This window comes from Amycolatopsis sp. La24, assembly GCF_029087445.1.
In the GTDB taxonomy this organism is placed as follows: domain Bacteria; phylum Actinomycetota; class Actinomycetes; order Mycobacteriales; family Pseudonocardiaceae; genus Amycolatopsis; species Amycolatopsis nivea.
This window is the reverse complement of sequence record NZ_JARACH010000062.1, coordinates 44,841-56,984: the sequence shown is the minus strand read 5'-3', so window position 1 is coordinate 56,984 and position 12,144 is coordinate 44,841. Positions and strand designations below refer to the sequence as shown.

Annotated in this window: 9 protein-coding genes; 6 read left to right on the top strand and 3 right to left on the bottom strand. The window is 68.5% G+C overall.

Going from position 1 to position 12,144, the window contains the following annotated elements; translation table 11 throughout:
- The first annotated feature begins 576 nt into the window (after window positions 1-576).
- A complete protein-coding gene (locus PUT80_RS37550) occupies window positions 577-1,290 on the top strand; it encodes a hypothetical protein (RefSeq protein ID WP_275294958.1) in 714 nt (237 codons plus the stop codon).
- 106 nt (window positions 1,291-1,396) lie between these two features.
- On the opposite strand, the gene PUT80_RS37545 is transcribed toward PUT80_RS37550, so the two are convergent.
- Window positions 1,397-2,464: a P1 family peptidase gene (locus tag PUT80_RS37545; RefSeq protein ID WP_275294957.1), complete on the bottom strand. Its 1,068-nt coding sequence runs from the start codon at window positions 2,462-2,464 to the stop codon at window positions 1,397-1,399.
- Window positions 2,461-3,072, bottom strand: a complete 612-nt coding sequence (locus tag PUT80_RS37540; RefSeq protein WP_238604670.1) for a TetR/AcrR family transcriptional regulator — start codon at window positions 3,070-3,072, stop codon at window positions 2,461-2,463. The genes PUT80_RS37545 and PUT80_RS37540 overlap by 4 nt, the downstream gene beginning before the upstream one ends.
- 164 nt (window positions 3,073-3,236) lie before the next feature.
- On the opposite strand from PUT80_RS37540, the gene PUT80_RS37535 reads away from it, so the two are divergent.
- The 5 genes from PUT80_RS37535 to PUT80_RS37515 all read left to right on the top strand — a co-directional run bounded on the left by PUT80_RS37535 (window position 3,237) and on the right by PUT80_RS37515 (window position 10,784).
- On the top strand, window positions 3,237-4,631 hold the full coding sequence (locus tag PUT80_RS37535; protein ID WP_134664913.1) for an APC family permease: 1,395 nt from the start codon (window positions 3,237-3,239) through the stop codon (window positions 4,629-4,631).
- A gap of 76 nt (window positions 4,632-4,707) precedes the next feature.
- Window positions 4,708-5,661, top strand: a complete 954-nt coding sequence (locus PUT80_RS37530) for an MsnO8 family LLM class oxidoreductase (RefSeq protein WP_037817814.1) — start codon at window positions 4,708-4,710, stop codon at window positions 5,659-5,661.
- A gap of 119 nt (window positions 5,662-5,780) precedes the next feature.
- Window positions 5,781-6,710: an ABC transporter ATP-binding protein gene (locus tag PUT80_RS37525; protein ID WP_037817817.1), complete on the top strand. Its 930-nt coding sequence runs from the start codon at window positions 5,781-5,783 to the stop codon at window positions 6,708-6,710.
- The gene (locus PUT80_RS37520) at window positions 6,707-8,056 is read left to right on the top strand and encodes an ABC transporter permease (RefSeq protein WP_037817819.1); all 1,350 of its coding nucleotides are present in this window, start codon (window positions 6,707-6,709) and stop codon (window positions 8,054-8,056) included. Before PUT80_RS37525 ends, PUT80_RS37520 begins: the two co-directional genes overlap by 4 nt.
- Before the next feature lie 4 nt (window positions 8,057-8,060).
- Window positions 8,061-10,784, top strand: coding sequence for an alkaline phosphatase family protein (locus PUT80_RS37515; RefSeq protein WP_275294956.1), 2,724 nt, complete (start codon window positions 8,061-8,063; stop codon window positions 10,782-10,784).
- Between the two features lie 67 nt (window positions 10,785-10,851).
- Here PUT80_RS37515 and PUT80_RS37510 read toward each other — a convergent pair whose 3' ends face one another.
- A complete protein-coding gene (locus PUT80_RS37510; RefSeq protein WP_037817821.1) occupies window positions 10,852-12,045 on the bottom strand; it encodes a cytochrome P450 in 1,194 nt (397 codons plus the stop codon).
- Window positions 12,046-12,144 lie beyond the last annotated feature (99 nt).

Sequence of the window (12,144 nt, the reverse complement as noted above, 5' to 3'; positions counted from 1 at the left end):
CCGCGCCCGATGGACGATGCGCTGGAAACCCGTGATCAACGCATTCGCCATCACGTTCGGTGACCGCTGGCCGGGAGCCGAAACCTACTGATCAACAACGCCGGAACACCGATCATGGGATAGACCCTACGAGACACGGGCGCGGCAGTTTCAGCAGTATGTCGACAAAGTTCCGGAGCCCGTGCGCAGAGCTATCGCGGCTTACCCTGGAAAGGGCAAGTACCACGTCTTGCCCGAAGAAGCGGGAGCAAGCCTGAAAGCCGGCCAGAAGCTGCTCAAGGGAATGCCGTACGTCGGCAGCGCGCTCACCGTGGTCAACGAGGCTGCGGGAGCAATGAGCGGTGAGCAGTCCTGGGGCAAAGCTGTCGCTGATTCGGGTGGTCTGATCGTCGGAGGTGCGGCAGGGGCGGCCCTTGCCGGTGCGGGGGCGAGTGCGGCCGCGGGTGCTCTCTTCGGCGCCCCGTTGGGCCCGGTCGGTTCTTTCGTGGCGGGCACAGCCGGCGGAATAGCCGGTGCTGTCGGGGGTCAAGCTGTCGCTGACTGGCTCGTGCCGAAATAATCAAGGAGCCGGATTCGATGACAGATTCAGCAGGGGCCGACGACCACGTGATCGATGCGCTTCCACCACGACCGGACCGGGAGACGGGCGAGCCGTTTCCCCCGCACGGTCTGAGTTACTTTCGCGGCGGGGAAGCAGCTTCGGAGCACGATGTCCACCGGGAGAGCAGGCTGGCGCATCGTCCGGACCCGCCGCCTGGCCTTGGCCCCGTTCTCGCCTGGCATCGGGAGAGCCGCCGCGGGAAAATCGCGCTGATCCTGACCAGCGCGGCCATCCTGATCGCCGGAACCTTGGTCATCTCCTTGTTCCACCGAGGAGGACTCGGGATCTTGACGGCGTGGCCGATCTGGGCGGTAATCGTCGTCGCCGTTTTCTTGATCTCCAGCCCGTTCAGTTACTTCACTTATGCGGCGGGCGCGGACTGGCTGATGGTCGAGCGCACACGGTGGGGCGTGAAGAGCCGGGCCTGGATAGATACCTACGAGCTGACAAAGATAGACGCGGCGTACGGCGGGACGACCTTCCATCTGTGGCTGTACGACAAAGACATGGGACTGACTCGCAGCAGCGAAGAACTTCAACGCGATCGGCGAATCTGGGATCTCGTGTACAACGGCATCCTGCACTCGGTCGCGAACGGGGCCCAAGTCAGCAATCAAGCGATCGGCATCTTGCAGCTAGGCAAAACGCCAGCGCTGAAGATGCGGGACGCGGAGCGCCCTGACCGGTGACGTGGGACTTTCCTCGACAGCAGACGGTTCCCGACACGAAAGCCCCGGCTCGCCCGGACGCGGCGCGTCGTCAGCCAAGCGCCCAGGCGAGCCCGCCGCGCCTGCTCTAGGCCCCCCACCTCGCCAACGGAAGCGCCGGAACCCGGTGCCCCCGATGCCCGGTCATCTCCTCATTCGCCACCAGCGCGTTCAACACCGCCTCCTCCACCGCCTGCACCACCGCCTCGAAGAACGGGTCGATCGCACCCCACGGCACGAATCGCATGCTCTCGTAAGGTTCGTCGTCCGGCCCGGGGAAATGGCTGGTCAGAGCGCCCGCGTTGGCTGTGCTGAACGCCAGGAACAGATCGCCCGAGAAGTGCGACCCGGTGGTTCCGGTACGTGCCAGCCCCAACGGCACGCGACGGGCCAGCGCAGTGCACTGACCAGGCAACAGAGGCGCATCCGTCCCGATCACCACGATCACCGAACCGGCACCGGCAGGGGCGAGCCAGCTGGTGTCGGCCATGGGGTTGTCGTCAGCGAGTTCCGCGCCCAGATGCGAACCGGCCACGGTGAGTTCCGGGCGGCTGCCGAAGTTCGCCTGCACCAGGGCCCCGACGGTGTAGCTGTCCGACCCATGCGCGACGACCCGTGACGAAGTGCCGGTCCCGCCCTTGAAGCCGTAGCAGGTCATGCCGGTGCCGCCGCCTACCGAGCCCTCCGCGATGGGGCCGGAGGTGGCTGCGTCGATGGCCGCGACTGCGTGGTCGGTCCGGATGGTCGGGGCGTTGACGTCGTTGAGGTACCCGTCCCACGTCTCCGCGACCACGGGCAGCAGCCACTCCGCCGCGGCGTCCGGGCGTTCGCGGACTACCCAGTCGATCGTTCCCCGGTGACACTGCCCGACGGAGTGCGTGCTGGTGATCAGCACTGGCAGGGTCAGCGAACCCGTCTCGGCCAGCCAGGCGCGGCCGGTCATTTCTCCGTTGCCGTTCAACGAAAAGGTGCCCGCGGAGCACGGCACGTCGAACTGGGAACGGCCGCGCGGCAGGATCGCGGTGACCCCGGTCCGCACCGAATCTCCTTCGATCAGGGTGGTGTATCCGACCTCGACGCCTGGGATGTCAGTGATCGCGTTGTGCGGGCCGGGCTTGCCGCCGAGGGCCAGTCCTAGGTCGCGGGCGCGGGTCATGCGGGGTCCTCCAGGGAGCATCGGGTCGAAACGCGGGCATAAGACAAGACCGCGGTCTCGGCGACGGATCGGTCGAGCGGCGGGACGGCTTGGGTCAGGTGCAGGCCGTAGCCGTCTTCGAGGGTGACGAGGTTGCGGGCGATGGTGACCGGGTCGTCGGTCAGGTCGAAAATCCCGGTCGCGGCACCGGCTTCCAGGATGCCGACGTAGCCGCGCACCTGGCGTTCGTACAGGGCGATGTGCCGCGCGGCGTAGGCCGGGTCGCGGCGGGCGATGGTGCCCAGTTCGTACAGCAGCACGCACAGTTCGTCGTTCTTGCCGTTGGGCAGTCCGCTGCCGATCATCGCGCGCAGCCGGGCGCGCGGGTCGGCCTCGGCGGCGACGGCGGCTTCGCGCTCGACGCAGAAGCGTTCGACAGCCTCCTGCTGCACGTCTTCGAGCAGGTCGCTCAGGGAAGGGTAGTAGTACAACAGGGAACCCGGCGACATGCCGGCGTGGTCCGCGACGTCGCGCAGCTTCAGGTTCAGCACGCCGCGTTCGACGACCGTGTGCCGCGCCGCGGCCACCAGTTCCGCCCGCCGCTCGGGGGCCTTGCTCGGTCTTGCCATGCCTTGATTCTTTGAACAAATCTCGAAAAACGCAACCCCCGATCCGGATCGAGACCGGCGAAGCCTTGACGTAGCGGGCGTGAGGGCCTTAGCTGAACGCCCGGCTGGTTATTTGAGTTCCATTCAAACAACGTACTTGAGCAACGACTTGATGGAGGCCAGCGTTGTCCACCCCCGTCTTGCGCCGCGGGTTGCGCACCCTCGGCATGCTGCTGATCACGCTTTCCGCGATCAGCCCGGCGTCCTCGGTGTTCGTCATCGCACCGGGCGTCCTCACCGGCGCCGGATCGGGCGCCTTCTACGCCTTCCTCGCCGCCGCCGTGGTCGGCGTGTTCATGGCCTTCGTGTACGCCGAACTGGGCTCGGCCTTCCCGAGCGCGGGCGGCGAGTACACGATCGCCGCCCGCACGCTGGGCAAACTGCCCGGATTCATGGTGCTGGGCATCATGATCGTGACGCAGGTGCTGATCGTCGCGGTGATCGCGCTCGGCGTCGGCACCTACCTGAGCGTGGTGCTGCCTGGCGTCTCGCCCGCGGTCGTGGCGTCGGTGACCTGCGTGCTCGCCGCCGTCGTCGCGGTGTTCGACATCAAGCTGAACGCCTGGGTCACCGGCGTTTTCCTTGCGGTGGAGCTGCTGGCGCTGGCCGTGGTCGCGGTGCTCGGGCTGGTCAAGCCGGCCCGTCCGTTCACCGACCTGCTCGCGCATCCGGTCGCCCCGGGCGGCGGTCCGGCGACGATCAGCGCGGTGATGATCGCGACGGCGATCGCGATCTTCGCCTACAACGGCTACGGCTCGGCTGTCTACTTCGGAGAGGAAACCAAGGACGCCGGCCGCGGGGTGGCGCGCGCTGTCCTCATGGGACTCGGGGTCACCGTGCTGGCCGAGCTGATCCCGGTCACCGCGGTGCTGATGGGCGCACCGGATCTCGGCACATTGTTCAGCTCTCCCAACATGTTGTCGTACTTCGTGCAGTCCCGCGGCGGCAGCACGCTCGACACCGTGCTGAGCCTCGCGGTCGCGCTCGCCATCATCAACGCGGTCCTCGCGATCGTGCTGATCAGCTCCCGGCTGGTGTTCAGCAGCGGCCGCGACCGCGCCTGGCCGAAGGCGATGAACCGCGCGCTCGCCGCGGTGCACCCGAAGTTCGGCACTCCGTGGGTCGCGACGCTGGCGACTGGTTTCATCGCCGCCGCACTGTGCTTTGTGGACCCGCAGATCCTGACCGTCGTGACCAGCACGTCGATCGTCGTCGTGTACGCGGCGCTGTGCCTCGGTGCCATCCTGGGCCGCCGCTCCGGTGCGACGGCGGGGGCGAAGTACCGGATGCCCGGATTCCCGATCGCGCCGGTGGTCGCGCTGGTCGCACTGGCATTCGTGCTGTACGTGAACGCGACCGACCCGGTGATCGGACGGCCGAGTCTCATCGTCACCGCGGCGATCGCGTTGCTGGCCTTGGGGTACTACCTCGTGGTGCTGCGCCGCCGCGGCGGTTGGCAGTTGAGCGAAGCGGTGGAGGAAGAAGAGGACGCGCCCGCGCCGGTGCGGGAGACCTCGTAAGCCGCGGCTGGACCGTCCACTTGAGACCGTGGACGGTCCGGTTGTCGTCCCGCATCGGGTCCGGGATGATGCCCGGGTGCGGGTTTCAGTGCTGGACACATCGCCGATCGTCGCGGGGTCGACCGCGCGCGAGGCGCTGCAACGCACGCTCGACCTGGCCGAACTGGCTGACGAACTGGGATATCACCGCTACTGGTTGCCCGAACACCACAGCATGCGTGGAGTCGCGAGCGCCGCGCCTGCCGTGGCAGCGGCCCGCATCGCGGATGCCACGAAGAGGATCCGCGTCGGCGCGGGCGGCGTTCTGCTGCTCAACCACCCGCCGCTCGTCGTCGCCGAACAGTTCGGCACGCTCGCCGCGTTCCACCCCGGCCGGATCGACCTCGGGCTCGGCCGCGCGCTCGGCGGCCCGCAACGGGTGGCGGACGCGCTCAATCCCGGCCCGGCGGAAAGCTTTCCCCGCCGCGTCAGGGAATTGCTGGAGTATTTCGCCGACGCCGAGCAGCCGTTGCGCGCCACTCCCGCACAAGGCAACGTGCCGGATGTCTGGCTGCTCGGCTCAAGCACGGCAAGCGCTCGCCTCGCCGCCGAACTAGGCCTGCCGTACGCGTTCGCCTACCATCTCCGTCCCGCTGAAGCTGCTGCCGCGACGCGAAGCTATCGCGAGAACTTCCGCCCCGGCCGCACCGCCGAACCGTCCATTGTGGTCAGCGTCGCGGTGGTCGCCGCCGCGACCGAGGAGCACGCGGAATGGCTCGCCAGGTCCATTCGGGCTAAGGCATTGAGCCGTTCGCGCGGCGAGCGGATCTTGTTGCCCCGGCCGGAAGACGCGGTGGTCGACCCGGCGATCGGCCCCGGTCCGGTGCTCGCCGGAGCCCCGGCGGCACTGCGGAATTCGTTGCGCACAGTCATCGCCGAGACCGGCGCGGACGAGCTGATGATCACCACCCCGATCCACGACCACGCGGAGCGGAAACGGTCCTATGTGCTGGTCCGGGAGATCTCGGACGCGCTGTCCGCGCAAGTTTGATCCTTTTTGTCCGGTTAATCGGCTGGGCCGCCCGGGGTTTCCCCAACGTTCAACCTGGCGCGGGTTCGCATGTCACTTGTCGTGCCTAAGTTCCTCACGGCTTCGGAAAGTGGGGATTCATGGGAACCAGCGACGCGGTGCGAGCCCGCGCGATCACCAAGTGTTTCGGCGACGTGCTCGCGCTCGACGGTGTCGATCTCGACGTCGCGCACGGCGAGATCCACGGGCTCGTCGGCCCGAACGGCGCGGGCAAGACCACGCTGCTCGGCCTGCTGCTCGGACTCGCGGTCGCGGACGAAGGCGAACTCGAGATCCTCGGCCGCCCGGTCGGCCGCGCGCTCGCCACCCCGGACGGCATCTCGGGGTTCGTGGACGGGCCGGGGCTGTACCCGTCGCTCACCGCGCGGCAGAACCTCGCCGCGCTGGCCTCGCTGCGCGGCCAGACCGTCGACCTCGACGACCTCCTCGCGCAGGTCGGGCTCACTGACGTCGCCGACGACCGGGCGCGCGGCTTCTCCCTCGGCATGCGCCAGCGCCTCGGCCTCGCCGCCGCGCTGCTGACCAAACCGCGGCTGCTGATCCTCGACGAGCCCGCCAACGGCCTCGACCCGGCAGGCAAGAAACACGTGCACGGCGTGCTCGCCCGGCTCGCCGACGAGGGCACCGCGGTCGTGCTGTCGAGCCACCGGATGGACGACCTCGAAGCGCTCTGCTCGGAAGTCACCATCCTGTCCGCCGGCCGCGTCGTTTTCACCGGCCCGCTGGCGAAACTGTCCGCTGAGGACCGCGAACTGGCCTACCGCCTGGTCACGTCGGACCAGAAGGCCGCGCGCGAGATCGCCGAGAACGTGCCCGGCCTGCGGATCGACGACGCTCAGACCCCGCGCGGACAGGCCGACGTCCTAGTGGTGCGTGGCCTGGTGCCCGCGCTGGACGACCTGGTCGCGCGCGTCGTCGGCAAGGGCATCGGCGTACGGGAACTGGCTCCGGTCGTCTCGCCGCTGGAGGCCGCGTTCCTGGAGTTGACGGAGCAGGGGGAGAAGCGATGACCGTCCTCGACGCACCTGTCGAGCAGCAAGCCTCGGTCGGGCTGGGCCGCGGTTACCGGTTCGAACTGGTGAAGCTGTTGTCGCAGTGGCGGATCCGGGTGCTGCTGCTCGCCTGCTGGCTCGCGCCCGCGGTGTTCGTCGCCGCGGTCAGCCAGCAAAGCGACCTCCCGGTGGACACCCTGTTCGGCCGCCTGATGAACGCCACCGGCTGGGCCGGCCCGCTCGTCCTGCTCGGATTTGCCGGCAGTTACGCGCTTCCGCTGCTGACCTCCTTGGTCGCCGGGGACGTCTTTGCCGCCGAAGACCGGCTCGGCACTTGGCGGCACCTCCTGGTGGCGATGCGGTCGTACCGGCGGATTTTCGTCTCGAAAGCACTCGCCAGCCTCACCGTGATCCTGTTGCTGGTCCTCGGCTTGGCGGTGTCCAGCACGGTCGGCGGTCTCGTCGCGGTCGGCGGGCAGCCGCTCACCGGACTCGACGGGCACCTGCTGTCCTCGGGCGACGCGGCGGTGAAGGTCGTGCTCGCCTGGATCTGCGTGCTCGCCCCGACCCTCGCCCTGGCGGGGATCGGCCTGCTCGGATCTGTCGCATTAGGACGGTCGCCGATGGGCTTGCTGCTGCCCGCGGTGGTCGCGCTGGTGATGGCGGTGGCGCAGCTGCTGCCGCTGCCAGTCGTCGTGCGGCTTGCGCTGCCGACGTACGCGTTCATCTCGTGGAACGGCCTCTTCACCGACCCGGTACAGCTCGGGCCGCTGCTGATCGGCGTCGGAGTGAGCCTGGTCTGGGCAGCGGTCTCGACTGCGCTGGCCTACGTGCTGTTCGTGAGACGCGACTTCACCGATCTGACATACGACGGTGCGGGTCGTCGCGTACTAACCGCGGGCTTGTTGCCGCTGGCCGGGCTGATCGGCGTCACGGTGGCAGTCGTCGCGGTCGCTACACCGGCGTCGGGTTCGGGCATCGACCAGGCGAAGCTGCAGCAGTCGCTGTCCACCGAGTTCGCGCATCTCTACCGGATCCAGGCCGCACAACTGCACCGCCCGGACGTCACGGAGGAGCAGCTAGGTGCGAGCACGGAATGCACCAAGGGCGGCGGCCTCGTCGAGGCCGAAGGCCCGGGCAACGACTGGCGCTGCGTCGTCTCCTGGCATCTCCCTGGTATCTCAGCGACCGGGCAGGCGATCTACCAGCTCGATGTCACCTCGGACGGGCGGTATGTCGCCGACGGCGACGGACCGAAGGAAGTGAACGGCTACTTCCAGGTGCGGACCCCGCAGGGGGACCAGCCGAACCCGCTGTGGCAGTTCGACGGCAACGTCGAGCTGCTCTCCTCCACGAAGGGATGAGGACATGCAAGTAACGCGCCGTCGCAGGCGTGGCGGGAAGAAAGAATCCCGCAGGCTGCGCTTCGTCACGGCAGGGGCGACCGCGGTCGCTCTCGTCGCCACGGGCTCGGGCATCGGCCTCGCCTCCACCAAGCAGTTCGGCACCGACCAGGTCGGCCAGGAAACCGAAAACGGCCTGACCATCTCCAGCGACCAGTACCTCAAGCCGATCGGGGAGCGGCTGGTCCTGCCGAACGGCAAGATCATGTCCTCGACGGTCAGCCCGGACGGCAGCCACCTCGCCGCGCTGACCACCGACGGCGGCATCGCGCTGACCATCGTCGACCTGAAGTCCTGGAAGGTCCAGCAGCTCGTCGGCAAGGACAAGAAGGCCGACCTGCAACTGCCGGGCAACGACGTCGGCCAGGAAGGCCCGTCGTACTCGCCGGACGGCAAAACGCTGTGGCTGGGCCAGATCGACGGCTACCGCAAGTTCACCGTGAACCCGGACGGCACCGTCGCCAACCCCACGTGGGTCCCGATCCCGGCCGACGGCTCCAAGCATTCCCTCGCCGCGGGCGCGATCTTCTCCGCGGACGGGTCCACTGTGTACTCCGCGGTGAACGGCCAGAACCGGGTCGTCGCGATCGACGCGGCCAGCGGCCAGATCAAGCAGAGCTGGACCGTCGGCAACGCACCGCGTGCGCTGGTGCGGATCGGCGACCGGATCTACGTCAGCAACGAGGGCGGCCGCGCGGCCAAACCGGGCGACACCACGATCAACTCGTACGGCACCGACATCGTCGCCGACCCGAAGACCGGGGCCGCGACCACCGGCACGGTCAGCGTGATCGACCTGGCGAACCCGTCCGCTCCGGTCAAGAACATCGACGTCGGTCTGCACCCGACCGCGTTGCGTGCCAAGAACAACACCCTGTTCGTCGCGAACACCGGCGGCGACAGCGTTTCGGTGATCGACGCCCAGCGCAACGTCGTGGTGCAGACCATCGCGACGCAGCCGTGGCCGGAAGCGCAGGTCGGGTACGAGCCGACCGACATCGCGCTCACCGACGACGGCCACCTGCTGGTGACCCTCGGCCGGGCCAACGCGGTCGCGGTCTACCGCTACTGGTTCCCGCAGGCCCCCGCCGCCTTCATCGGACTGCTGCCGACGGACTACTTCCCGTCTGGTATCTCAGCGTCGGGCAACAACATCCTGGTCGCCAACACCCGCGGCATCGACGCCCGCCGCCCGACCACCGCGGCCGGGCACGCCACGCACGACACCACGTCGAGCCTCCAGCGGTTCACCCTGCCGACCGACTGGCAGACCTGGACGCAGACGCGTCAGGTGTTCAAGCAGAACGGCTGGACGCCGGGTTCGGTGCAGACGGGCAACCGCGACGTCAAGCCGGTCCCGGTGCCCCGTCGGCTCGGCGACCCGTCGACGATCAAGCACGTTTTCCTGCTGGTGAAGGAAAACCGGACGTACGACCAGCTCTTCGGCGACATGAAGAAGGGCAACGGCGACCCGGCGCTCGCGCAGTTCGGCCAGGCGGTCACGCCGAACCAGCACGCGCTCGCCACCCAGTTCGGCTTGTACGACAACACTTACGACATCGGCACCAACTCGGCCGAGGGCCACAACTGGCTGATGCAGGCCGACAACCCGGAGTACACCGAGTCGTCGGCAGGCGAGTACAAGCGCAGCTACGACACCGAGGACGACGCGCTGGGCCACCAGCGCAGCGGCTTCCTGTGGACCGGGGCGCAGGCGGCGGGCAAGACCGTGCGCGACTTCGGCGAGTTCCACCAGTTCCTGACCAAGCCCGCGGACGCGAGCTGGCAGAACCTCTACTGCGACTCGAAGAACATGGCCGCGACCGGCGAGCCGACCGCGTACCCGCTGGTCTCGTCGTCGCCGATCCCGTCGCTGAACAGCGTTTCGGTGCCGGGCTTCCCGAAGTTCGACACCGCGGTGCCGGACCAGTACCGGTACGAGATCTGGAAGAACGACTTCGAGAAGAACGGCCCGGCGGACCTGAACATGTTCTGGCTGTCGAGCGACCACACCGGCGGGCCGCCGAGCCCGGCCGCGCAGGTCGCCGACAACGACCTGGCCGTCGGCAAGATCGTCGACAAGATCTCGCACAGCCAGTACTGGAAGGACTCGGCGATCTTCGTCGTCGAGGACGACTCCCAGGCCGGGCTGGACCACGTCGACGGGCACCGGGCCCCGGTCCAGATCATCAGCCCGTACGCGCAGCGCGGCGTGACCGACAGCCGGTACTACTCGCAGATCACCATGATCCGCACCATCGAGCAGATCCTCGGGATCCACCCGATGAACCAGAAGGACAGCGCGGCCACCCCGATGGCGACCGCGTTCACGCCGAAGCCGGACAACACGCCGTTCACCGCGGTGCCGAACCAGACGTCGCTGACCGCGGGCCTGAAGACCCCGCCGTCGTGCGGCACGGACAACGTCCCGACGGCCTCCACCGCGGCGGCGTCGGCGACGGTGCCCGCGGACAAGCAGCAGCTGGCCCAGCAGTGGCAGCAATGGCAGTCCCAGCAGAAGCTGACCGGCCCGAACGCCACGGCGGACTACGCCAACCCCGCGCAGATGGACCACTTCACGTGGTACCAGGTGCACGGATGGACCCAGCCGTATCCGGGCGAGGACAAGATCTTCGCCCCGGACCAGGTGCCGGGCGCGTTCATCCCGTCGGCCGATTCGGACGGCTGATCCGTTAGCCGGCAAGGGAAAGCCCCTGCCCGCCGTTGAGCGGGCAGGGGCTTTCAGTGACCTGCGATCACCAGCCGATCGGCATCCGGCGCGGGCCGCGCACCGGCATGTCGACCTTCCACTCGATCTCTCCGGCGATCCGCAGCCCCGGCAGCTTGGTCAGCAGCGCGCGCAGGCCTTCCTGCAGTTCGACCCTGGCGAGGTTCGCGCCGAGGCAGTGGTGCACGCCGTGCCCGAAAGCCAGGTGCGAGTTCGCCTTCCGGTCGAAGCGCAGCACGTCGGGATTTTCGAACCGCCGGGGATCCCGGTTGGCCGAGGCGAAGTCGGTCACCACGGGCTCCCCCGCGCGCACCAGCGAACCGCCCACCTCGACGTCCTCCGTCGCATAACGAGGAAAGCCCTCCCAATGGCTCAGCGGGACGAACCGCAGGAGTTCCTCGGCCGCGGCAGGCAACAGGCTGAGGTCGGCCCGCAGCTCGGCCAGCCGCTCGGGGTGCTCCAGGAGGACGAAGACCGAGCTGGCGATCAGGGACGCGGAGGTTTCGTGGCCGGCCACCAGAAGCCCGTCGCACAAATCGATCAGCTCCGCCTCGGAGAGCCGGTCGTGCTCGTGGCGGGCCTCGACCAGCGCGGTCATCAGGTCGTCGGCGGGCTCCGCGCGCCGGTCGGCGATCAGCCCGCGCATGTACTCCTGGAGTTCCGCCTCGTTGGCCTCGTACTCCTCGGCGGTGGTCTCGCTCGTGGACAGGATCCCGTCGCTCCAGACCCGGAACTTCGGCCAGTCGGCCATGGGCACCCCGAGCAGCTCGCAGATCACGGCCACCGGCAGCGGCAACGAGAAATTCTCCACCAGGTCCGCCGGCCCGCCGCCGGCCACCATCGCGTCCACGAGGTCCTCAGCCAGCTGCCGGACCCGCCCGCGCAACCGCTGCACCCTGTTCTGGGTGAAGGCCTGGGCCACCAGCTTGCGCAGCCGGCTGTGTTCCGGCGGATCCATCATGACGATCCCGCCGTCGAGCTTGTGCGGCGTCATCCTCGGCACGTCGGCATCGGCGGCCATGGCCCGGCTGAACCGCCGGTCGCCGAACACCATGCGAACGTCGTCGTAGCGAGTGGCCAGCCACGCGGGCTCGCCGTAGATCAGCTTGATCCGGATCATCCCCGGCGCGTCGCGTGCCTCCGTGTAGGCCGGGTCGAGGTCGACCCCCTCCGCTGAGCCGAAGGGATATCTGATGGGCTCGATCTGCACATCACTGGTCATTCTTCGTGTGTATCGAGTCCTCCGGGAGGAGAGCACCCCTAACGCGACGCCCCTATGCACACTGGGCACGCCTGGGCAAGCCCCTTTCGGGCCCGCCCA

Excerpts from the sequence above, each read along its gene's own strand:
- PUT80_RS37550 (WP_275294958.1), top strand. The coding sequence starts at position 577 with ATGACAGATTCAGCAGGGGCCGACGACCACGTGATCGATGCGCTTCCA.
- PUT80_RS37545 (WP_275294957.1), bottom strand. The coding sequence starts at position 2,464 with ATGACCCGCGCCCGCGACCTAGGACTGGCCCTCGGCGGCAAGCCCGGC.
- PUT80_RS37540 (WP_238604670.1), bottom strand. The coding sequence starts at position 3,072 with ATGGCAAGACCGAGCAAGGCCCCCGAGCGGCGGGCGGAACTGGTGGCC.
- PUT80_RS37525 (WP_037817817.1), top strand. The coding sequence starts at position 5,781 with ATGGGAACCAGCGACGCGGTGCGAGCCCGCGCGATCACCAAGTGTTTC.
- PUT80_RS37520 (WP_037817819.1), top strand. The coding sequence starts at position 6,707 with ATGACCGTCCTCGACGCACCTGTCGAGCAGCAAGCCTCGGTCGGGCTG.
- PUT80_RS37515 (WP_275294956.1), top strand. The coding sequence starts at position 8,061 with ATGCAAGTAACGCGCCGTCGCAGGCGTGGCGGGAAGAAAGAATCCCGC.
- PUT80_RS37510 (WP_037817821.1), bottom strand. The coding sequence starts at position 12,045 with ATGACCAGTGATGTGCAGATCGAGCCCATCAGATATCCCTTCGGCTCA.